This is a genomic window from Paenibacillus sp. CF384 (assembly GCF_900106745.1).
Lineage (GTDB): Bacteria > Bacillota > Bacilli > Paenibacillales > Paenibacillaceae > Paenibacillus_Z.
This window is the reverse complement of record NZ_FNNV01000003.1, coordinates 169153-191072: the sequence shown is the minus strand read 5'-3', so window position 1 is coordinate 191072 and position 21920 is coordinate 169153. Positions and strand designations below refer to the sequence as shown.

The 21920-nt window shown below is 50.4% G+C and carries 17 protein-coding genes; 1 reads left to right on the top strand and 16 read right to left on the bottom strand.

From position 1 onward, the window contains the following. Window positions 1–52: 52 nt before the first annotated feature. From glgB to BLW29_RS31685, 6 genes are all read right to left on the bottom strand, one after another. Window positions 53–1993, bottom strand: coding sequence for a 1,4-alpha-glucan branching protein GlgB (gene glgB / locus BLW29_RS08265; RefSeq protein ID WP_090978124.1), 1941 nt, complete (start codon window positions 1991–1993; stop codon window positions 53–55). 256 nt (window positions 1994–2249) lie between these two features. Then, window positions 2250–4598 (bottom strand): AraC family transcriptional regulator, encoded by a 2349-nt coding sequence (locus tag BLW29_RS08260; protein WP_090978122.1) that lies wholly within the window; start codon window positions 4596–4598, stop codon window positions 2250–2252. 79 nt (window positions 4599–4677) lie between these two features. Beyond that, a complete protein-coding gene (locus BLW29_RS08255; protein WP_090978120.1) occupies window positions 4678–6240 on the bottom strand; it encodes an ABC transporter substrate-binding protein in 1563 nt (520 codons plus the stop codon). A gap of 80 nt (window positions 6241–6320) precedes the next feature. Beyond that, a complete protein-coding gene (locus BLW29_RS08250) occupies window positions 6321–7250 on the bottom strand; it encodes a carbohydrate ABC transporter permease (protein WP_143044366.1) in 930 nt (309 codons plus the stop codon). Between the two features lie 18 nt (window positions 7251–7268). Beyond that, the gene (locus BLW29_RS08245; RefSeq protein WP_090978118.1) at window positions 7269–8180 is read right to left on the bottom strand and encodes an ABC transporter permease; all 912 of its coding nucleotides are present in this window, start codon (window positions 8178–8180) and stop codon (window positions 7269–7271) included. Between the two features lie 261 nt (window positions 8181–8441). After that, a complete protein-coding gene (locus tag BLW29_RS31685) occupies window positions 8442–11543 on the bottom strand; it encodes a fibronectin type III domain-containing protein (protein ID WP_256208447.1) in 3102 nt (1033 codons plus the stop codon). A gap of 229 nt (window positions 11544–11772) precedes the next feature. Between BLW29_RS31685 and BLW29_RS08230 the strand changes: the two genes are divergently transcribed. After that, the gene (locus tag BLW29_RS08230) at window positions 11773–12939 is read left to right on the top strand and encodes an iron-containing alcohol dehydrogenase (protein WP_090978116.1); all 1167 of its coding nucleotides are present in this window, start codon (window positions 11773–11775) and stop codon (window positions 12937–12939) included. 107 nt (window positions 12940–13046) lie between these two features. Here BLW29_RS08230 and BLW29_RS08225 read toward each other — a convergent pair whose 3' ends face one another. From BLW29_RS08225 to BLW29_RS08180, 10 genes are all read right to left on the bottom strand, one after another. Further along, window positions 13047–14837, bottom strand: a complete 1791-nt coding sequence (locus BLW29_RS08225; RefSeq protein ID WP_090978114.1) for an ABC transporter ATP-binding protein — start codon at window positions 14835–14837, stop codon at window positions 13047–13049. A 169-nt stretch (window positions 14838–15006) separates the two neighbouring features. After that, window positions 15007–15915: a helix-turn-helix transcriptional regulator gene (locus tag BLW29_RS08220; protein WP_090978112.1), complete on the bottom strand. Its 909-nt coding sequence runs from the start codon at window positions 15913–15915 to the stop codon at window positions 15007–15009. A gap of 96 nt (window positions 15916–16011) precedes the next feature. Next, window positions 16012–16572 carry a DUF4269 domain-containing protein gene (locus BLW29_RS08215; protein WP_256208446.1) on the bottom strand — a complete coding sequence of 187 codons (561 nt, stop codon included), beginning with the start codon at window positions 16570–16572 and terminating at the stop codon, window positions 16012–16014. Window positions 16573–16597: 25 nt separating this feature from the next. Further along, window positions 16598–17806 (bottom strand): lysophospholipid transporter LplT, encoded by a 1209-nt coding sequence (gene lplT / locus BLW29_RS08210; protein ID WP_090978108.1) that lies wholly within the window; start codon window positions 17804–17806, stop codon window positions 16598–16600. Between the two features lie 146 nt (window positions 17807–17952). Next, the gene (locus BLW29_RS08205) at window positions 17953–18690 is read right to left on the bottom strand and encodes a DUF4247 domain-containing protein (RefSeq protein WP_090978106.1); all 738 of its coding nucleotides are present in this window, start codon (window positions 18688–18690) and stop codon (window positions 17953–17955) included. A gap of 15 nt (window positions 18691–18705) precedes the next feature. Then, window positions 18706–19212 (bottom strand): DUF4178 domain-containing protein, encoded by a 507-nt coding sequence (locus BLW29_RS08200; RefSeq protein ID WP_090978104.1) that lies wholly within the window; start codon window positions 19210–19212, stop codon window positions 18706–18708. Window positions 19213–19237: 25 nt separating this feature from the next. Beyond that, window positions 19238–19642 carry a DUF350 domain-containing protein gene (locus tag BLW29_RS08195; protein WP_090978102.1) on the bottom strand — a complete coding sequence of 135 codons (405 nt, stop codon included), beginning with the start codon at window positions 19640–19642 and terminating at the stop codon, window positions 19238–19240. Window positions 19643–19784: 142 nt separating this feature from the next. Continuing rightward, window positions 19785–20456: a PspA/IM30 family protein gene (locus BLW29_RS08190; RefSeq protein ID WP_090978100.1), complete on the bottom strand. Its 672-nt coding sequence runs from the start codon at window positions 20454–20456 to the stop codon at window positions 19785–19787. Between the two features lie 200 nt (window positions 20457–20656). After that, window positions 20657–21544 (bottom strand): phytanoyl-CoA dioxygenase family protein, encoded by an 888-nt coding sequence (locus tag BLW29_RS08185; protein WP_090978097.1) that lies wholly within the window; start codon window positions 21542–21544, stop codon window positions 20657–20659. Between the two features lie 75 nt (window positions 21545–21619). Further along, window positions 21620–21859: a hypothetical protein gene (locus tag BLW29_RS08180; protein ID WP_090978447.1), complete on the bottom strand. Its 240-nt coding sequence runs from the start codon at window positions 21857–21859 to the stop codon at window positions 21620–21622. Window positions 21860–21920: the final 61 nt, after the last annotated feature.

The window sequence follows — 21920 nt, the reverse complement described above, 5'->3', positions numbered from 1 at the left end:
CTCCTTCTTTACTGCAACGGCTAGCTGCAGTAGGTGTAATGATTGCTGTCAATCAGTGCTGCGTGGTTAAGCGATCATTGCGGTCAAGTGACCCCTTGGCAAGTACCAGCAATTGAATCGATAGCGGCGGAAGTTCGAGCGAAATGCTGCAAGGCCTTCCATGCCATGGTGCCGGTTTGCTATATAGAACTTCCGGGATGTCCGTCAAGACACCGCCGAAGGTTACCGCCTCACTGTGTAGAACGATCCGGTATTCGCCGGATTCCGGTACGCCGATTCGATAGTCGGAGTAGTGATGGTAGGAGAAATTGCAGACAACAACCATGAACTCGCCACTCGCATGTCCGCGGCGCATGAAGACGATGACGCTTTGCGCGGCGTTGTGGACGTCAATCCATTCAAATCCGCCGGGATCGCAATCCCGTTCCCAAAGCGATGGCTGCTCGCCATATATATGATTAAGGGATTTTACATAATGGTGCATGCTCCCGTGAGCACGATATTCAAGAAGCTGCCAGTCAAGCGCTTCAGCATCTTTCCATTCGTCGAACTGCCCCCACTCACCGCCCATAAAGAGCAGCTTCTTGCCCGGATGCGTCATCCAGTAGCCGTAGAATAAGCGGAGCTGTGCGAATTTCTGCTCATAGGTGCCGGACATTTTGTTCAAGAGCGAGCGTTTTCCGTGGACGACCTCGTCGTGTGAAAGCGGCAATACGAAATTTTCAGAGAATGCATATACGAGAGAGAAGGTGATGAGGTTATGGTGACGCATGCGATCATTCGGATCAAGCGCCATGTAGCGCAGCATGTCGTTCATCCAGCCCATATTCCATTTGAAGTTGAAACCAAGGCCGCCCATGTAAGTCGGTGAAGTAACGGCTGGCCAAGAAGAAGAGTCTTCGGCAATCATTAAGGCGTCCGGAAAATACTGAAAAACGGTTTCGTTCAATCGTTTCAGAAAACGGATGGCATCGGTATTCTCCGTGCCGCCAAATGCGTTATAGGTGAAAAGCTCAGGAGGTTTGTCAAAATGAAGATCGATCATACTGGCAACGGCATCTACTCGCAGACCGTCGATATGGAATACGTCCATCCAATAGATCGCATTAGAAATGAGAAAACTTTGCACTTCCGTGCTGCTAAAGTCGAAAGCCAGTGTTCCCCACAGCGGTTTCTCCGCCAGCTTCCAGTTCTTTCCTTCGAAGATCGGCATCCCGTCAAACTCACGCAATCCATGATCATCCTTGCAGAAATGACCGGGAACCCAGTCCAAGATGACGCCGATGCCGCGCTGATGGCAGCGATCGACGAGATGCATAAGCTGCTCGGGTGTTCCATACCTACTGGTCGGTGCATAGTACCCTGTTGCTTGATAGCCCCAAGATTGGTCGAGCGGATGCTCCGTAATGGGGAGCAGCTCGATATGGGTGTACCCCATCTCTACGACGTAATCAACAAGTGCGCCTGCCATCTCCTCGTAGGTCCAGAACAACTCCTTGCCCCAATTGCGCCATGAACCAAGGTGGACTTCATACGTGAGCATCGCTTCGTGATAAGGACTGTCTTCTAGCTTACGCTGATGCCAGTCTCCATCATTCCAGTTAAAATGGAATACTTCCGCAACAACCGATGCCGTGCTTGGCCGCAGCTCGGATTGAAAGGCATAAGGATCCGATTTCAGCAGCAGAGCGCCGTCAATGGTTTGAATTTCATACTTATACACCGTTCCGGGCCCGATGCTTGGAACAAACAAGCTCCATACGCCGGTTTCGCCGTATAGCTCCATTTCATGTTGGTACCCGTTCCAGTCGTTAAACGAACCAACGATTCGGACCTGCTTGGCATTGGGGGCCCACACGGTGAATCGTACGCCGGTTTCGTCGCCGAGGCGAATTGGATGCGCACCAAATGTACGATAACTATGAAACAAATTCCCTTTGTTAAAAAGATATAAATCGCGCAAAGATAGACCGATTGCAGCCGCATTAGCCATAATGGCATGCACCTCCCTAGTGTAGCTACTTGTAAAGGTATTGTCATGTTTACTAACGCAGGCGCGATTTTTATTTCATTATACACTCTCTTTTTAAAGTTGGCATCCTATTTTCAGAAAATTTTGATTCGTCCACCATTTCACCCTTTGTTACGTAGATGTCATATTTGTCAAGAAATTTTTTTGTAAAAATATGGCGCAAAATAAATAAACCCGCCCTGATAGGGGCAGTTAATATTTTAATATATTGGGAGAATTAGGACAATATTTTCTTCATCCGATACTCGCGAGGCGTCGTGCCGAACCGTTTCTTAAACAATCTAAAGAAATGGCTTTGATTGCTAAATCCGGCAAGCTCCATAATTTCATTGACGGTGTAATTTCCTTTCTCCAGCAGGAGCATCGTTTGCTGCAGCCGCACGTCGTTGATATACTCCGCCACGGATTGATTCTCCGCTTTTTTGAATAATCTGCCGACATATACGGAGGACATCTTGAGCATATCGGATATGCTCTGCAACGAAAGATTCATATCGCGGTAATTGGCGCTGACAATCTCTTTGATCGTCTCCATCAGAATATCGTTATGATCGAGATCCTGTTCTTCCTTCCTCGTCAAACAGAGCTCCTGCACAATGCGCCGGTACACCTCATGCATGCCCTTCAGGGTTTCCTGCTCCAGCACGGCAGCATGCAGTCGATACAAATCCAGCGAAATCGGCCTAAGCTTGTTCTCGTTGACTTCCGCGACCGTACGCTTAATCAGCATCGTCAAATAAGATAATGCGTGCATGCAAGGATCATACGCCAACTTGCCCGCCAGCTCGAAGAAGCGATCTAATGCGGCCTCCAGCTGCTCTCCGCTTCCGGAACGAATCCCCTCGACCAATCTGCGCTCAAGCTCAACCGGAACCGCAGGATCGCTGCCTGTTCGCTCACGCTCGGTTATATGCGCCGAGTCCATGATCGATTCATGCCCATAGAACAGACGGTATTGGGCATATTCCAACGTTTGCGCGTAGCTTGCCGACCATTGGCGGCAGTCCGTGAAGAGGTCGCTCACCGCGACGGAGAAGGAAACGCGATAATACAGCTTCACCACCTGCTGTATCTCCTTCAGCATGGCTGTCAACCGCTCGCTGTTTCCCTCATGCACCTCCTTCGCTTGAAGGAGAAACACGAGATGATCCGGCCTTAAATCCACTATTTCAATCTTATAGCTTCTTGCCAGAATCTCTTCCGAAATGTTCGAAATCGCGTAATGGATTAGCTTGTTCTCGGAGTACTCGTCACCTGAGAACCGTTTCGCAGCCTCATCCACCCTTGCAACGCATAGGCGGAATTCACCTTCGGCCGATATGGCTAAACCGTTCTTCAACGCTTCAACACGCCACTCTTCCGGCGATAACCCGTGGCTTTCCTGCACTAATCTACGGAGCGCGTACCGTTTCAGAATCCACTTGTTCTCCGACAGGCTCGAATCCGCCGTTTTCAACCGATCCAGCATATGACCATACAGCCCGCTGAGCACGGCAATCTCGTCTGCTTGCTTCCCCGCGGTCTCTTCGGTATACAAATCCTTGGGCGTATTAGAGACTATCGATCGGAACATCAGGTCAAACGGACGATATAACCGCTTCGATATGATCACCGTCACAAGCAGCGCTAAGATCAGGAATCCGACAGTCAAGAGGAGAATGGTCCAGCGAAGCCGCTGCACTTGGCTGAGCACCTCGGAGTAGGGCTGCGTATGAATAATCGTCCAATTTTGAAATCCGGTCTGCATGTACGAAACGACCTGTTTCTCCCCGTCGATCTTCATAATCCGGTATCCGCTCGTAATGCCGTTCTTAACTGAAGGCAGCAGGCCGCTTGTCAGTTCGGGCAGGGAAGATTCCACTTTGCTTCTCGCATTCAAGATTTGACCTTGATCATCCATGAGGTAAGCCTGGCCCGTCTGTTTCCCTTCATCTCGCGCCATGATATCGAGATTGTCGAATAACCATTTGGATTTGACATTGAGTATCATCAAATCATCCGGTTTCTTGCCGGCGTAGGCATCGAACATGATGTAGGAGAAGAAATCCACCTTGCGAAACCCGCTTCCGCTCTGGTCCAGATCGACGGGAATCAACTGCATTTTCTTCCATTCGTCAGGTTTCGCCAGCAAGGCGTTGAATTTGATCTCATAAGGCTTCGACACCGCACGAATCGTCCCGTTGCCAATGTACCAACGCCCCACGCTTCCGTTGTAGATAAATACGGAATGCAAGAACGAAGACATGCCTACAAACGTGTCCAAATCATTGATTCGCTGATAGAGCAGCTCGTCGTCGCCTTTGTTATACCGCAGTACCTTCACATCACTGTTCAGAAATAACGACTGCGCCGTATCGTTTACCACTTCATTCATCTGCAGCACGTTATAGCGAATTTGACCCATGACTTTCTCGCTGGCGGTCTGCTGCACGCGAAGCACGGTTTTCTCGGACGTAAACATGATGGAGAACGATGTACCCAGCAGCAGAATTACCGTCAGCAACGTAACGGTCAACCAAATTCGAGTTAAATAGCGTTTCGATTTGAATGCCGAGATCAAAGACATGTGCCTCACCCGATTCTTAGTAGTGGTTGCGAAGAACGCTCAAGGGCCGCCTCCCGAAGGAAACGCCCCTGAACGCTTGCTATTGCTTGCCGTTTGCGGCAGCCCATTCGTCGATTTGCTTCTGTCTGTCTTTCATCACGGTATCCAGGCCCGCTTTCTTCATTTTCTCGACTAACAGAGGGACGTATTTGTTCGGATCGATCGTACCGGTCTCGAGACCCGGCGCATACTCCTTATACACGGAATCCATGTTCGCGCCTTCCGCTTTCGTATTCTCGCCGTTGTAGTTAAACCCGCTGAGCGCCGGAACCGTAGCCGTATCGTTCAGCTTCTTCACGCGCTCCCAAGTATCCGCCGGTTGACCTTCAAGCAAGTAACCGTTCGTCACATTTCCAAAAATCCAGCCCGTGTTGTTCGTGTAGCCGCTATTGTCGGTAATCTTGATCGTATTGTCGCCAACCTTCGTGTAATGCTTGCCTTCGACGCCGAACGTGAGCAGGTTAAACAAATCCGAGTTGGTGTTCAAGAGCTCGAGCAGCATTAACGCACGGTCAGCATGCTTGGAATTGTGGCTGATCGCATTCATCGTCGGCGTTACTCCGGTAAACGTAGGCTCGGCAATCGGTGCATACACAACCTCGTTGCCGCCGAAGTCATTCTTCTTGCCGGCTTCGCTTCCCGGCGCAAGCGTGAAGTCCTGCGCAACCGCAACTTTGCCGGAGGCAAGCATTGGTTTCAAATCCGAGACGGATGCGGCATCTTCGTTGATATACCCTTTCTCGTTCCAGCTTTTCATCAAATCTACATGCGTCTTATACTCCGGTGTTTCCAGAATATCCACTGCTTTGAATGGATCGTTCAAGTAATAATGAACACCGCCGAGCCATTGCAGGCCGTACGCCTCGTTCAGCATGGATTGGTCCTTGTTCATCGCGAACGGCACGATGTCCGGCTCGTCTTTCTTGATTTGTTCGAGCAGCGGCTCCAAGTCGGCATAGGTCTTCACCTTCGTCGTATCGAAGCCGTATTTGTCCACGAAGCGCTTCTGAATGACGAAGCCCGGCGTCTTCGTGAAGGTTTGGAAGTTCGGGATCGCATACGTTTTGCCGTTGACCTTCGTATCGTTCCATGCCACTTGACTGAAGCTGCTCTTGATTGTCGGCGCGTATTTATCCAGCATCTCGTCCGTAATTTCCATAAACGCGCCTTTGTTCACGTTATCGTTATACTTGAACGCCCAGCTCGACGTCCAGACCAAGTCGAACTCCTCGTTGGAGGCAACGAGCGTATTCATTTTGTTCTCATAATCGCCAAAATCGATCGGAACCAGCTCAACCGTCGTATTGATCAGCTTTTGCGTCATTTCGTTAAATGCTTTCGCGACGGTTTCTTGATCCTGCGGCAGTCCGAATTGCACGTAGTACCATTTCAATGTGACCGGCTCTAGCGCCGGTGCCGCTTCCGATTCAGGCTCCGCGGCAGCCGTATTCGTTTCCTCTGACGTATTCTCTGTCGTTGCTGCAGTCGTGTTGTCGCTTGCCTTGTTCGAGGCACTGCCTCCGTTGTTGTTATTGCTGCCGCAAGCGCTTGCAAGAAGAGTAAACACAACGAGCGAGATAAGGACGAGATACCACTTTTTCAATTAAACAACCTCCCTGATCTATTTTTATTATGTTGGAAAATGGCCGGATTGACAATCCGTCATCGATTCCTGCTGCGAACTCACCCTTTCAGGGAGCCAAGCGTCAGTCCTGCCACGAAGTAGCGCTGGAACATGGGGAATACACAGAGCATCGGCCCGGCAGCCAGAATAGCCATCGCCATACGGACGCTGTATTTAGGCAGCTCTGCCGATTGAATGTTCAGCTGCTTGACGAATTCGGCATTCGAGGTCAAATATTCGATCGTCGAGAGCATCCGAACGAGCAGCAGCTGGAGGGTAACCAAATTGGGCTTGTCGATAAACAGCATGGCGTTAAACCATTCATTCCAATAGTTGAATGAAATCGTGAGCCCCAGCGTGGCCAGTGCCGGCGTAGAGAGCGGCAGCACCATCGTGAAGAAGATGCGAATTTCGCTTGCGCCGTCGACTTTGGCCGACTCGATCATTTCGTAGGGCAGCTTCGACAAGAAGCCTTTCATAATCATGATGTAGAACGGATTCAACAAGCCCGGAATGATTACGGCGAGCAGGCTGTCCTTCAGATGCAAATATTGCGTCATGAGAATGTAGAACGGTACGAGTCCGCCGCTGAACAGCATCGTGAAGAATACATAGAACGTTGCTTGCCTGTTGTATCGATAATCCCGCCGCGAGAGTACCCAGCCGGTCATCGCCGTCAGCAGCAAGCCCGCCAGCGTACCGATTACCGTGATGACGATTGTGATGCTGTATGCCTTGAGCAGCAGCGTCGGCGATTGAAAGACCAGCTTATACCCCTCAATGGACCACTTCTCCGGAATGAACCGGTATCCGTTATGGATGATGGATTGCTCATCCGAGAACGAAGAAATAACAACGAGCAGAAACGGAATAAAGACAAGCGCCGATATAAAACAGAAGAACACGTTAATGACATGCCGGTGAACCGCTTGACCCGCGATTTGCGAGGAACGGGAGATCGGTTTGATTGCGATTTGAGCATGCTCCATTGTCGGTTGGTTCACCCCTTACCATAGTGAATTTTCATCATTGATTTTTCTCACGATCAAGTTGGATGTCAGCACCAGCACCAGCCCGACAATCGACTGGAAGAAGCCGACGGCAGCCGACATGGAGATGTCTCCGATCGTACGCAGCGCACGGAATACATACGTATCGATGACGTCTGTCGTGGAGTAGATGAGCCCCGTATTGTTCGTCACAAAATAGTGGAGCCCGAAGTCGCCTCGGAACATGCTGCCAATCGATAGAATCAACAGAATCGTAATAAGCGGCGTCAGCAGCGGAATCGTAATAAACCGCACCATCTGCAGCTTCCCTGCCCCGTCGATTCTCGCAGCCTCATAATAGGACTGATCGATGCCCATGATGCCCGCATAATACATGAGTGTCGCAAACCCGACCGCTTTCCACAAATGTGCCAGGTTAAGAATGACAGGCCAGTAATTGGGGCTGAAATACCACTTGACCTTCTCCATGCCCATTGCGAGCAGCGCTCCGTTGAGAAAGCCGCTTTGATGATCGAGGAAGGCATTCGCGATATAAGACACAAGCACCCAGGATAGAAAATACGGCAGGAACAGCACGGTTTGATGGACTTTGATCCAGCGCCGGGACAGCTCATTCAGCATGATGGCGAATGCAAGCGCAACAATGGTGCTGATTACAATGTAGCCCGTGCTATAGAGCACCGTATTGCGCGTGACCCTCCACGCGGTTTCGCTGGCAATGAAAAACTTGAAGTTCTGAAATCCGACCCATTCGCTGCCGAAGATGCCTAGGCGCAGGTTGTAATCCTTAAAGGCTATAATGACGCCGACCATCGGCACATAAGCCAGAATGAGGAAATACAGAAATCCGGGTAGAAACAACAGGTTAAGCTCGCCCGTTTTGCCAAAGGGAAATAATCGTTTAAGCATTTGTTTGGTGGTCACCTCTTTCTGATGTCAGGGTTCGTTGCTGCGCCGCCTTGGCTGATTTCACTATGCTACGGATGGACTGCATTCCGATACTGTACGAAATGAAGATTACGCGCTGCGTCTACTGTACAAAATGTACTTTGCTATCGACAGTCGCGATTGTGGCTGTATAGCCGTGTTTCATCCATGAAAAAAGCTGCCTCAAAAGTCGTAAATCGCACTTTTGAGACAGCCTTAGCTTCGATATGGGCTAGTTATTCATCATGGTCCGGTGTAAATCTCCATGCCCATCACGATCGGGTCGTTCGTCACCTTGATCAGATCCATATCGAGCACGCCGTCACTGACAGTTACGTTGTAAGGACCGTACCGTTGATAACCCCCTGCCGCGAGTGAGCCGATCGGCGAGGATGTAACTTGCGAACCCTCTAAATTGACATGAAACGAACGATAGTTGTTCTGATAGTTTTCCATCACCCACAGATACACCTTATAGGTGCCGTTAGCAATTGCCTGATCTACGGAGAAATTCGCATTATACCAGATCGCCGTATTCAGCATGCCGCTCGTAGCGCTGTCTACTGCCGGGGAAGGCGTTACTGCCGTCGATGCCCGGTTTACCGTGCTGAGCGTCAAGCCTGCGGCACTTTCTACGAGCCAATTGTTGCCGTTGATCGTAACCGCGCCGCCGTTAAAGTTGATCCCTTTGACGAAACTGCTCGCAGGCGCCGCATTAGTCGTGACGTTCAGCACGCTGCTGGCCGCGGACTCATTGCCTGCGGCATCCTTGGCTTTCACAGTAAATGAATACGCTGTGCTTGCCGTCAGCCCCGTTACCGAATAGCTCGTCGTTCCCGTGATGAGCGAGGCATTCACCTTCGTCGTTCCGCGATAAACATCGTAGCCGGACACGCCTACGTTGTCCGTCGAAGCTGTCCACGTGAGTGATACCGAAGTATCGGTCTTACTTGGAGACGCTAGGTTCGAAGGTGCTGTTGGCGCTTGTGTATCGCCGCCTCCGCTTGAATAAATCTCCATTCCCATCAGATGCGGGTCATTCGTGACTTTGATGACATCCATATCAAGCACGCCGTCGCTGACGGTGACAGCATAAGGCCCGTAGCGCTGCCATCCGCCAAGCGTGAGCGAGCCGATCGGCGACGTAGTTGCCTGCGCGCCTTCAAGGTTGACATTGAAGGTGCGGTAGTTATTCTGATGGTTTTCCATGACCCACAAATATACGCTGTAGGAGCCGTTCGTCAGTGCTTGATCCACGGAAAAATTCGCACTGTTCCAAATTCCCGTTTTCAGCATGCCACTCGTCGCACTATCCACGGCCGGGGATGGCGTAATGGACGTCGATGCGCGACTGACCGTGCTAAGCGTTAATCCTGCGGCACTCTCTGCGAGCCAAGCGTTGCCGTTAATCGTAGCTGCAGCTCCGTTGAAATTGATTCCTTTCACAAAACTGCCCGTGGATGCTGCATTCGTTGTAACAGATAGCGTGCCGCTAGCCGCCGATTCATTGCCTGCTGCGTCTTTTGCTTTTACCGTGAAGGAATAAGCCGTGCTTGCCGCAAGGCCGTTAACGGTATAACTCGTCGCTCCCGTGATGAGCGATGTGTTCACTTTGGTTGTACCCCGATAGACATCATAGCCCGAAACTCCGACATTGTCGGTGGATGCTGTCCACGTCAACGATACCGTCGTATCCGTCTTGCTTGGGGCTGCCAGGTTGGTTGGAGCCGTCGGTGCTTGCGTATCTCCGCCACCCGTTCCGCTCCATTCATAACGACCGATGTCAGGCGCGGAGCCGCTGTAAGGCAGACCGACATTTGTTCCGGCATCCACAACGAGACTGGAAGCTGAAGCCGGGCGGAAATAAGGATCCGGCTTAGCTCCTGTTCCTGTCAGGCCGGGATTTCCTGCCGGATTGTTCGACATGACAAGGTTGACAGGCGTGCCGCCGAATGCACGAATTAGTGGCGTCGGCACATTGTACAGCACGTTATTCGTCATCGTCGTATTGCTCAAATATTCCGTGTTGCTCGCAGTCAGAATGAACGCATACTGCATATCCGTCACGATATTATTTTGGAATTTCGTGTTCGTAATCGGCGCGTTGCCGACGCATTTATACCATACGGCCTGTTCGAATCGGGTGAAGACGTTATTGAAAATCTGGTTGTTGTCGTAGGCGTAACCAACGTTGGCGTTCTCGAAATAAATGCCGGAATTCCACTCATCTGAAGGCAAAACCCGATTATAGAACACATTGTTGTAGACCATGTTGTTGCTGTTGTATTTCTCCTGCCAGAAGCCAACGCCCCAGCGCGTTTGCTCGAAGTAGTTATTGTAAACCTTCGTATTGCCCGCAGCCACTTCGATACCGGCGGTCTTATTATTGTCGTTAGTTACGATTTCGGTGTTGTCATGGAAGAGCAGCGTCGTGCCGGTGCCGGCAAAACGGTTCACGATCGATACCCAGTTGTTCAAATTGTTATTGTAAATTTCGCTGTTGTCATATATGTTCCAGAACTCGATCGTGGCGTCCGAGCCCCACAGCGCATCAATATTGTTCGTGTTGATGGTGTTGTTGTACACCTTGATGCCCTTGAACCAGCCATTATTCTCAAACTTGATGCCATATCCTTGATCCTCGTTAATGGTGTTATGATGAATGAGTGCGCCGTTTAGTCCGCCGAGCGACATCGCGCCGGAGGTCCATCCCGCCAGATCATGAGACGTGTTGGTCAGCTTACAGTTATACACTTCAATACCCGTTAAGTAAAATGGCGGAGCCACCGTATCCGTTGCGCTCCAGCCGGCAATTACGCGAATCGCCGTATGCGCGGTATTCGTCACGTTAACGTCGTGTATGACGACATTATCGCGGCCTTGCACATGAATACCGCCTTCCAGCGCTTTGCTTTGTCCATTAATCGTGAAACCGCTGAGAGACTGGTTGCCGATTTCATGAGAAGTGGACACCAACTGAAACAATAGCGAATTTCCGGTACCCGGACTTGAGACGGCACCGGCATTAACTGTCGTTTGCGACGTTCCGGCGCCGACTACATTCACGCCTAAGGGAAGTACAATCGCTTGGGTCTCCGTAAATGTTCCTGCCGTCAGCACAATCGTGTTGCCTGCACCTGCCGGTACATGAGCCGCAGCATAGGCGATCGTTTTCCACGGACTTGCCTGTGCCCCCGTTCCAGCTGAGTCGCTTCCGCTAGGACTGACATAGTAGTTGCCGGCTGCAGACGCGACTGAACCAAACAGCCCGAGCGACATCCCCAATACGAGTACAAGCGAGAGTAAAGACAAACTAACACGGCGGATAGGTGTTGCTTGAATCATTACTTCATTCCTCCTTCAATTCTTGTGTGAAGCGCTTTCATTTTTGCATAAAAATCATCTCAACGGATACAGTACAAATTGTACTTTGCTGTATTTAGGGCCGTGAATGTCTTGTTTAGTGTACGGTTTCCGGTGGACGTAAGCCGCCGCGCCGGATGGCCTCGCCTTGACTTCACGCCTCTCCTATCGATAAGATAAGCATGGTGTAACCAACATATGGAGGTGTGACATGAATTCATTTTCGTTTCAAAATCCAACGAAGATCGTCTTCGGCAGCGGTACGGTCAGTCAGCTGGGCAAGCTGGCGGAAGCATTCGGCAAGACGATTCTCCTCGTTTATGGATCCGGCAGCATCAAGAAAACCGGCCTATATGATGAAGTCTTGACGCAATTGAAGTCCATCGACGCTAAGATCGTAGAACTGTCCGGCATCGAGCCGAACCCACGTTTAACCTCCGTTAACCGCGGGATCGAGCTGTGTCGCAGTGAGAAAGTAGACCTCGTGCTTGCTGTCGGCGGCGGAAGCGTAATCGATGCAGCCAAAGCGATTGCAGCAGGCGCGCTCTACGACGGAGATGTTTGGGATTTCTTTATGAAGAAAGCCGTTATTCGCGATGCGCTCCCAATCGGTACGATTCTGACTTTATCGGCAACAGGCTCCGAAATGAACGGTAATGCCGTTATTTCGAACTGGGAAACGAAGCAGAAACGCGCATTTGGCAGCATGTATGCTTATCCTCGCTTCTCGATTTTGGACCCGACGCTTACGTTCTCGGTACCGCGTGACCAAACCGTAAACGGATCCGTCGATATTATGTCTCATGTGTTCGAGCAGTACTTTACATTGACGCCAAATGCTCCGCTGCAAGAACGTCTGTGCGAATCCATCCTGCTAACGGTTATCGAGAACGCCGAGCTTGCTATGGACAACCCAGAGAATTACGAAGCACGTGCGAATCTTATGCTTTGCGGAACCATGGCGCTAAACGGCGGCTTAATTAGTGTCGGTACCGAGAGCGACTGGGCTTCCCACGGTATCGAGCATGAAATCAGTGCCATCTACGACATTCCGCATGGCGCAGGATTATCGATTGTGTTCCCGAACTGGATGAAATATGTATATCAGGAGCGGATTGACCGCTTCACGCAGTATGCAGAGCGCGTATGGGGCATCGAACGCGGAAACAAATCGGACGAGGAGCTGGCGCTGGCCGGCATCGAAGCTACGCGTGCTTTCTTCACGCGGATCGGCGCACCGGCTACACTGGCTTACTACAACATCGGCCGCGAGAATCTAGACACAATGGCTAAGGAAGCTGTGCACTTCGGCCCGCTTGGCAACTTCAAGAAGCTTCACGAAGCGGATGTGCGTCAAATTCTAGAATTATCTCTCTAAGGCAGCTATTCAACAACAGTCGGCCGTATGCATCTCACGTCAATCGACAAAGAGGCTATTCCACAGTCATTCATTGACCGAGGAATAGCCTCTCTTCTTTAAGCCTTCTAAATTTGAAGCTGTTTCAAATGATAAAATTCCCCTTTGCTCGCAATCAGCTCATCGAAGGTGCCAATCTCTGCAATTCGGCCTTGCTTCATCACGACGATGCGATCGGCATCGCGAATCGTGGACAAACGATGCGCGACGATGAAGGTGGTTCTGCCTTTGATCAGCTCCTGCATCGCTTTCTGCACATGGTATTCCGACGCATTATCGAGCGCCGACGTTGCTTCATCCAAGATGATGACTTTCGGATTACGGATGAGCGCACGTGCAATCGCAATCCGCTGACGCTGTCCGCCGGACAGCTTGCCGCCATGCTCGCCGACCTTCGTATGGATGCCGCTCGGCAATCGCTTGATCATTTCGGACAAATTCGCCATTTCAATCGCGTTATAAATTTGCTCATCTGTAATGTCCGGCAAGCCGTACACGATATTGTCGCGGATCGTACCGGAGAACAGAATATTCGTCTGCGGCACAACCGAAATGAATTTACGGTATTCCCGAAGATCGATATGATCGATGTTCACGCCGTCAATCGTCAGCTTGCCGCCAGTAGGCTGCAAGAATCCTGTGACCAGATTGAGAATCGTCGACTTCCCTGCCCCGGATTCCCCGACAAAGGCGATACATTCGCCGGCTCTTACCGTCAGCGTCACTTCCTCCAAGACATGATGCTCAGAGCCCGGATAAACAAGCTGAATGTCTTCAAAAGCAATCTCACCGCTAATCTCTCGCAGTTTGATCTTCCCATCGTTGCGTTCAATCTCCGGCGAGTTGAGAATTTCCGTAATCGAATAGATGGACTCGAAACCTTTGGCCATATTCGGGTAAGTCGTAATCAAGGCAGATACCGAGCCTAGAATCATGCTGAAGAAGCCCTGATACATCACGATATTGCCGACTTCGATTTGTCCTTTGTAAGCGAGGAAAGCCGTAAACAGCAGGCAGAACACCTGGAACAGCTGGAACGTGACCCAGTTGGAAGCGCCAAAATACGCCTCGGCGATATCCAGCCTGAGTCCCTTCCCTTGCAGCTTACGCAGCGTGCCGTCAATGCGCTCGATCTCCACTTCTTCCAAGCCATGTGCTCTCGTAACCGGAATCATCTCGACCATCTCGGACATCTTGGAGGACATCTTCTCGATTTCCTTACGGAATTCCTTATTGGTGGAGCTGATTTTCTTACGGAATATGCGCACGAGCAGAATAGCAGCCGGAATCGTCATCACGAAGAAGAGCGATACTGACCAGCTGTTGCGCACCGTAATGATGATGGAAACGATAATATTAATGAGTGCAGGCATCAGCGTCAGCATCACTTGCTTGGAAAGCTGCTCGACCGCTTCAACGTCCCGCAGCACCTTCGACTGCAGCCGTCCTGCTTGCAGGTCGCGATGATACGTAATCGACAGCTGCTGCAGCTTGCGGACAAGCGCGCTTCGTATGCCGGCTTCGACATGTCGAATGGCGCGGCTCATGTACGAGACATACCAAGTATGCGTCGGGATATTTTGCAAGATCACAACTACGATGACGGCAAAGTTAATCCACAATTCCCGTTCCGAATGTTCGCTGGGCTGGCTGACAATGTTGATAATGTTGGCTGTCACAATCGGCAGCACAAAAATCGGCGAGCTCTTCACGATGTAGAATAACAACGAAAGCAGCAGGTTGGTGAAGTTTCCGCGGTAAAGGGCAATCAGAAATTTCACGGGACTTTTCTCTTCCAGCGTGGCAGCCTGCTGAAAGGCGTGTTCATAATTCAAACGAGCTTTCTCTATTTTCTCCATTATGCTCCCATCCCTCATCCGGCAACAAATACTAAAACGTCTTTGGCTATCTTAAATGAAAACGGCAGGTTCGTAAACAGGCAAAACGCAAGGTAACCCACTTCATAACGCTCAACAAAAAACCTGCCAGCCCCCGCAAAGCGAGGACCGGCAGGCTGCCGTCTGTCTATTACTCTCGATCAAGCGCGTGATTACGCATATCAAGCATGGTTTGTTTATCCCTGCTGCTGCCGGTGAAGCGCTTCCGATAGGAAAGCGGCGTAATTCCAACATGTTCGGCGAAGGAACGCGAGAAATGCGGGGTTTGCTTAAACCCGGTTTCATCTGCGATTCTGGAAATCGGCCAATTGGTCTTCATCAGCATCAGCTTCGCTTGATCCATCCGATAAGAAAGCAGATACTGCTGCGGCGTGCAATCGAATACTTCGCCCATGCAGCGCGCGATATAGTTCGGATGCAAGCCCATCACATCACCAAGCTTCGCATTTGTTACGGTTGTGCGGAAATGCATTTTCAAGTAGGCCGCTGCCTCTTCGGCTACGGCAATCGGAGCTTTGGCCGCATCGCTGCGCCAGCCTTCATCGAATAGCTGCAGCAGGTGGAGGAACCACTGCTGTCGCTGCCAGAACGCCGCATGCGATGTACCCATAGCCGCATCGTGCAGCTTGCTGAAGAGCGAAATCGCTTCATCCGGATAGGAGAACGTCATCGTCTTCGGCAGTCTGATCGCATAGGAATAATAATCGCCGCGCAGCGTGCCGCAGTTCGTATCGTTTAACTCTTCCCAAGGACCTGCAGTTTGAAAATGAACCCAGTCAAACACGGTTTCTTCTGTACATGGTTTCGTTGGATAATGCCATAAGTCCGGTCTTAAGATCAGCATTTGCCCCGGGCCGATTGCCCAGGAATTCGATTCTTCGCCAATGTATAACGTTCCGCTATGCACGAACAGCAAGTCGAAAACGCCGATATTCCGACGGTTAGGATGTTCGCCGCCCGGCCCATAAGAGCCGCGGTTGGATTCAATGAAGTAAGGCAGCGGCGGTGACAGAAAGGTGAGCAGCGGTTCGGACGACAAGGTAAGGCCTCCTAGCAAAAGTGTTGAGTCCGTATATTCTAACAGACATTCGCTTATGGAGATACATCTTTTCTACGATTCTGGATAATTGTTTATTTAGTCAGCCACTATTAGCGCAAGCAGCTGCTCGTCAGTCCATTCGGCCAGCTCCAGCAGCTTCAAACAGGGATCTCCCTCCAGCTTAAGCGCCTTCGCGAAAGCCGGTTCTGTTTTGAGACCACTCTCTTTCAAGCGCATGATCTCTGATTGAAAATCAGGACCGAACAACGCCAGCATCCTTGCTTCAACCACCATATGACGGTAACCATTCTGATCAACAGTCCGTATAGATTGGGCAAATATTTCAATTGGCCAACACTCAAGCGTGAAATTCACCTTGATGCGCTCGAGTCCGGCAACGACTCTTCGAACGATTTCAAAGTGCCGCTCTCGTCTGAACGCTTCAATCATCGCGGCTTCGAAGGCATCGAAGTCACTCACTGCACAGATCAAATCCAGATCGCTGCCTGCCACATGAATACCGATCGGTACAGTTCCCACTAAGATCGGTGAGTAAGGACTTAGCTTCTCGAATAGAAGATGCTTCTTCAACAGCCTATATACTTCGATCTGGGCAGGACTTCCGTCTTGCAAATAAGCAGGGTCCTTCCAATCCACGGAATGCCAGGATCCTGCATCATGCCTAGTGCTCATGTCTTTGCTTTAATGAAGCAGGCTGTCCTTTAATGCCGCCTAATTGCGTTGCAAGGAACAGAATAAAGAGGAGCAGCACGAGTCCAATCCCGATAACCGAGCCGTTGACGGACACGTTCATCTCGCTGAGCGTTAAATAAATAACAAGTCCGCTGACAGTAAGAATGTTCTCCACGAAGTTCTGCACCGCAATCGTTTTGCCGGATCCAATCAGCGCTTTGCCTTCTTCCTGCAGCATCGTATTCAGCGGAATCACGAATATTCCGCCAAAGACGCCAATTAAGAAGAGCAGAAGAATCGTCATCCACAGCACATAGGTTAACGATGCAACCATAACGGACGCGACCATGAAGAGACCATAGTAAAATGCTCGGTGCAGCCTGCCTGCCGGTACAAGTCTCGGCGTTAGGAACGCGCTGCAGACGACACCGATTGCCGTTACACCGATCATCATGGACTGCTGGTCGGTATCTTCGATTCCGAGATTGAGCGGCAGCCAAGCAATAAGCGCTATACGCAGCACCGCAGCCGTGAGCCAGAATGATCCCGTGCCGATCAAGGAGAACCGAGCACGGGCATTACGAAACAGCAACATGAAATCACGCAGAAACTGCACAGCCTCTTTGCCGTAACGCAAGGAGCTGTTTCCTGCTTTGGCCGGGATCATAAGCGTCATGAACAACGACAACAGATAGACAGCCATGCATGTCAGTACAGCCGGCAGATCGGAATTCTGGGCAAGGAACCCGCCTGCCACTGTCCCGAGCAGAATCGCCAGAATCGTGGAGCCCTCGACTTTGGCATTTGCCCGCAGCAGCTCGCTTTCATTCGAAGTAAGCTCGGTGAGGATGCCATATTTACCGGGTGAATAGACAACAGCCCCTATGCCGACAAACACATAACACAGTGCCGGCGGTAATCCAAAGAGCAGAAGCCCAATTCCAATTGCTTTCAGTACATTACCGAGTAGCAGTACATTAGACTTCGCCTTCTTATCCGCGAATGCGCCAACGACCGGAGCGAGTATAACATAAGCGCAGAGGAACGCAATCTGTATGTAATTGACGGCGATATCCGGATTGTCGACCCCTTGTCGCTTGACCATGCCTACGATAAGAAAAAAGTTCAAATTATCCGCGAATGCGCTCAGAAATTGAGTTAGCACGACCGTATTCAGCGGTGACAGCAACCGTTTCATTCCAGTTCCCCTTCCTATTACAAGCAGCCATTATGATCTCTTCATCATACCTAAAGCCGCAATCATTTTAAAGTAAGAGCATGCCATATAAGCAAAAAAAAGACCGGTATTCGCAGTTCTGAATCTGCTTCTACCGGTCTCTTCGTTTATCGTCGCCTTGATACTCTGCCGAATCCGACTCTGGTCTTCGGTTTCGAGGATTTGCGCGGCGTCAGCCAACTGCCCGACTTCTTGCTGTCGCCGGAATCGCGCGTAATTTTACCGGATTTGGGGGGAGCTTTGTTAAAGAGCCCGCCTTCACCCACCTTGCTGCTATCGGCGTTCTTGGAGCGTTTGAAGATCGATCCGGTCCGACTAACTGTCATCGGGGGAACGGCTTTCTTCTCCTGAACCGACGGGGCATGATAAGTGCCGCCCTTCGGCTTGTACTTATCTCGGTCGGAATAACCACGATAATTGCCATTCCCATAACGACCGTTATCGAATAAATCACCTAAGATACTGGCAATCAGATAACCCTGCAAGAAACTGGAGCTGTAGTTATTGCGAACGTACTCTTTGGAATCCACTTCGATCAATGTATCTTCCGGCTTTGCTGCATCCTGCTGCAGATGGACAACTCGGTCCGAGTAGACAAGAAACATATGATCTGTCTTCTCAGGCGATTGCTGCTGCGGCTTGGACTCATCAATGAGCGCCTTCGCTACTTCAGGTACAGTGACACCTGCTGCCCGGTACACGTAAGAAGTCTCATTGCCGCTTCCGTTGACGGACTCCAGCGGATAGTTCTCTTCAATCGTCTTATTCATGCCGCAAGCGGCAAGAAGAGGAACAATGAGCGTTACAACAAGCAATAATTTGATTAAATAACTGGCTTTGCGCATCCCATTCATCATCTCCTAACTGCCGCGGAGAACGCGAACATCGGCCGGAAGCACATCTTCACCTTCATATAGCATGAATCGGCCATCCTGCCATTCAATACGAAGCAGCTTCATATCATCAGATTGATACTGCCAGACGTATTGCTCTCCACCTTGCACAAACGGCGTCTTACCGGATGCGGTAACGATGCCTGAATACTGCTCCTCCAAATGGAACACACGGTCATCCAATTCGATTTCCGTAGGTACTTCCTCAACGGAATCGAGCCGCCCATCGATGGAATTGTACAAAGCATACTCGGTACGCTCCCGCTCTTCAATGGTTAAGTATTGGATCGCGGAACCGTCTTGAAGCGTCAATACAATCAGATTACGTTGACGGTTATGCAAGCGTCCAACAACCTGGTACGTAACGAGCGACACTTCTACTACATCGCCAGGTCCGATAGTCAGGACGCTTTTCTCCACCTTCGCCGGCTCCGGTTTGGCCATTATATTCTTGATTCGTTTGAATAAGCTCATGACGATAACTCCCTATTGTTCAAGTTTACAGACACGAACCGATAATCAGCGCGCCTGCCACGTGGAGCGATCCCGCCAGCAGCGCATGCGACAGCTTGTTGTCTTTCGTGCCTTCACTGAGGTCAAGTCCGGCTGTGGAGCGAAGGACGAATTCCACAATACTCTCCACGAGCAATAAGATGACAAACGATATGACGGATACGAGCAGCGCTTCTCCGAGATGATTCGAAGTCGAGATCGACTGCGACAGGATATAAGCTTGCGCGAGCAGCTTCATCACAAAACGGCTAGTCACCGCTACGTTGCCCTTCTTGATTTCTTCCAAATCCTTATACCGGGTAAACAAGGAATCGACCGCCATTAGCACAACCAGCAGTACCGCGCCGGCCCCGGTCCATACGAAAATCGCAACCATCTCATTTAATGTCATTCCATTATTCCTCCGTCATCCATTGTGCCGCAGCCCATCTGCAAAGAAAAAACGCCGCAGGGCCCGGAATCAAGCAATGTGCGTGATTCCGGCCGGCAGACGTTCTTCCCTAAACAGCCACTTGCGGATTAAGCTCCACCTGTTATTCTTTGTTCTCGTATTTCTTCATCAGCGCCGCGAGCTCATCGTCAACGGCTTTATTCTTGCCGAGCGCTTCGAACTCATCGTCCAGCGACTTGGCTTTGCTGTTCATTTCATTGCTGGCTTCCGCTTGGGCTTCAGCTTGCAGCATTTTCTCTTCCATACGCTTCAAACCTGACATGGCCGTATCGGAGCTGAAACCAGCCATCGACTTGTTAATCTGCGCTTGCGCTTGCGCTGCTTTGTAACGAGCAACGAGCGTTTCGCGCTTGTTCTTCATTTCAGTCAGCTGCTCGCGCATTTCACCCAGCTTGGTGCGAAGATTGTCCGCGGACGCTTTATTCGAATCGTAGCTGACTTTGTATTCATCACGCTTCTGCTCAGCTGCTTTCTTCTCTTCCAGCGCACGTCTTGCCAGCTCGATATTCTGCAAGGAAGCAGCTGTATGCGCCTGCTCTTCACGTTTCTTAACGAGTGCATCTTGTTCCTCGTACAACTGCTTGAACCGTTTCTCAATTGCGATTTGGGATGCAACAGCTTTCTCCGCATCCTCCAGATCCTCTTGCATGTCGCGGATATATTGATCAGTCAGTTTAATCGGATCTTCTGCTTTCTCAATAAGTGAATATACGTTCGATAACGTTAGGTCCCGCAATCGTTTAAATACAGACATGTTTCGTTTCCTCCTCAAAATGGTGTTCGTATGCGTTCATGTTCTCTAATACGACATGTGAATTCATTCGTTTCACAAATATTCTCGCTTGTTTATATTTCCTATTGTCAAATCTTAGCCTTCCCCTAATTTACCATAGGAACGCAAGACAAGAAAAGAGTCTTTCGCAGTTATAACCACGAAAGACCCCCCTGTTTATTCTATACGCCCCACTTTGCTCTTGCATCTTCCATGCTGACCGTCGGGCCTGCATGCCAGCCATAATGACCTTTCGGCTTAGCGCCAATCCAGCGCTCATCAACCGGTTCCGACTTAAGCTGGTACCTTGTATCGGCACTGAACCGGTAACGGTTCGTTTGATTCGTTAATGAGCCGTGCATCGTATACATCCCGAACAGAATCGCATCCCCCGCCCTAAACTCCGCAGTCGCCCACCGTCCGCCATATTTGTTAATCAACTCGAGCGGATCTGATGAGAACCAGCCGTCCACGCGGTCGCGATCCACATCCATCTGCCCATACGTTTCGCGAATGCGATCAAAGTGCTGGGACCCGAGCAGTATAGCCAGACCACCCAGTTCATACGGAATATCGTCAAGCGGTGTCCAAAGTGTATATAAGTTCTTCGTTCCGCGTCCCATATAGACAATGTCATAATGTGCCCCGGTAAATCCGCCTGTCTCGACAGCTCGCACCCATTTGTAATCGTACGTGATGCATTCGCCGCCCAGAAAACGTTCAAAGAACTGCATCGTCGAATCGCTGTTCACGACATCAAGCAGCTCCTGCGGTTGATTCTCGCTGCCTTGGAAGCCTGCGGCTTTATTATTGTCATTGATGATTCCATCTTCCAGCGCCGTGCCAGGCATCAGCTTCCCTTGTTCATGAATGCGCTGCAGGAATGCCAACCTTGCCTGCTGTACTTTGGATCGATTATGAAAATCCCGGATGAACAGATAACCGTCTTCTTTCAGCCTTTCCCGCAGTTTTCCCTCATCGTTAAGGATATCGTTTGATTCCCTCAGCTCCGTCAAATACGGGCCGTTCATGTCCAGCTCACATTCACCGATCTTCACCTTTACATTCATGTGCGATTCCTCCCAAGATATCGTATCGTCGCTGCTTCTATGTGGAAGCATAGAATTTCGGCAACGGAATGCGGTCTACTCTCGTTTGCTGTCCTTCTCGTTGCCCCGTTTGAAATTACCCGTCACTTTCGCCATGGCCAACTGAGCGGTTTTGAAATCTACTCCGCTAATTCGGGATAGAAATTTATCCGCTTCTTTACCCGCTAACGACGTAACTTGCCTTCCCATGTACGAAATGAACACCTTATTGTCCTTCGTCACCCGATAGGTAAAAACCTCTTCATCCAGACGATTCCTCTTGTCGATGCTGCCTATTGCGATCACCTTCTCCGGTTATACAAGATTGCGAAATCCTTATGACTAACGATTTCGACCC

Coding starts and splice junctions, on each gene's coding strand:
- BLW29_RS08195 (WP_090978102.1), bottom strand. CDS start 19,642: ATGACATTAAATGAGATGGTTGCGATTTTCGTATGGACCGGGGCCGGC.
- BLW29_RS08205 (WP_090978106.1), bottom strand. CDS start 18,690: ATGCGCAAAGCCAGTTATTTAATCAAATTATTGCTTGTTGTAACGCTC.
- BLW29_RS08230 (WP_090978116.1), top strand. CDS start 11,773: ATGAATTCATTTTCGTTTCAAAATCCAACGAAGATCGTCTTCGGCAGC.
- BLW29_RS08185 (WP_090978097.1), bottom strand. CDS start 21,544: ATGAATGTAAAGGTGAAGATCGGTGAATGTGAGCTGGACATGAACGGC.
- BLW29_RS31685 (WP_256208447.1), bottom strand. CDS start 11,543: ATGATTCAAGCAACACCTATCCGCCGTGTTAGTTTGTCTTTACTCTCG.
- lplT (WP_090978108.1), bottom strand. CDS start 17,806: ATGAAACGGTTGCTGTCACCGCTGAATACGGTCGTGCTAACTCAATTT.
- BLW29_RS08200 (WP_090978104.1), bottom strand. CDS start 19,212: ATGAGCTTATTCAAACGAATCAAGAATATAATGGCCAAACCGGAGCCG.
- glgB (WP_090978124.1), bottom strand. CDS start 1,993: ATGGCTAATGCGGCTGCAATCGGTCTATCTTTGCGCGATTTATATCTT.
- BLW29_RS08245 (WP_090978118.1), bottom strand. CDS start 8,180: ATGCTTAAACGATTATTTCCCTTTGGCAAAACGGGCGAGCTTAACCTG.
- BLW29_RS08260 (WP_090978122.1), bottom strand. CDS start 4,598: ATGTCTTTGATCTCGGCATTCAAATCGAAACGCTATTTAACTCGAATT.
- BLW29_RS08225 (WP_090978114.1), bottom strand. CDS start 14,837: ATGGAGAAAATAGAGAAAGCTCGTTTGAATTATGAACACGCCTTTCAG.
- BLW29_RS08250 (WP_143044366.1), bottom strand. CDS start 7,250: ATGGAGCATGCTCAAATCGCAATCAAACCGATCTCCCGTTCCTCGCAA.
- BLW29_RS08190 (WP_090978100.1), bottom strand. CDS start 20,456: ATGTCTGTATTTAAACGATTGCGGGACCTAACGTTATCGAACGTATAT.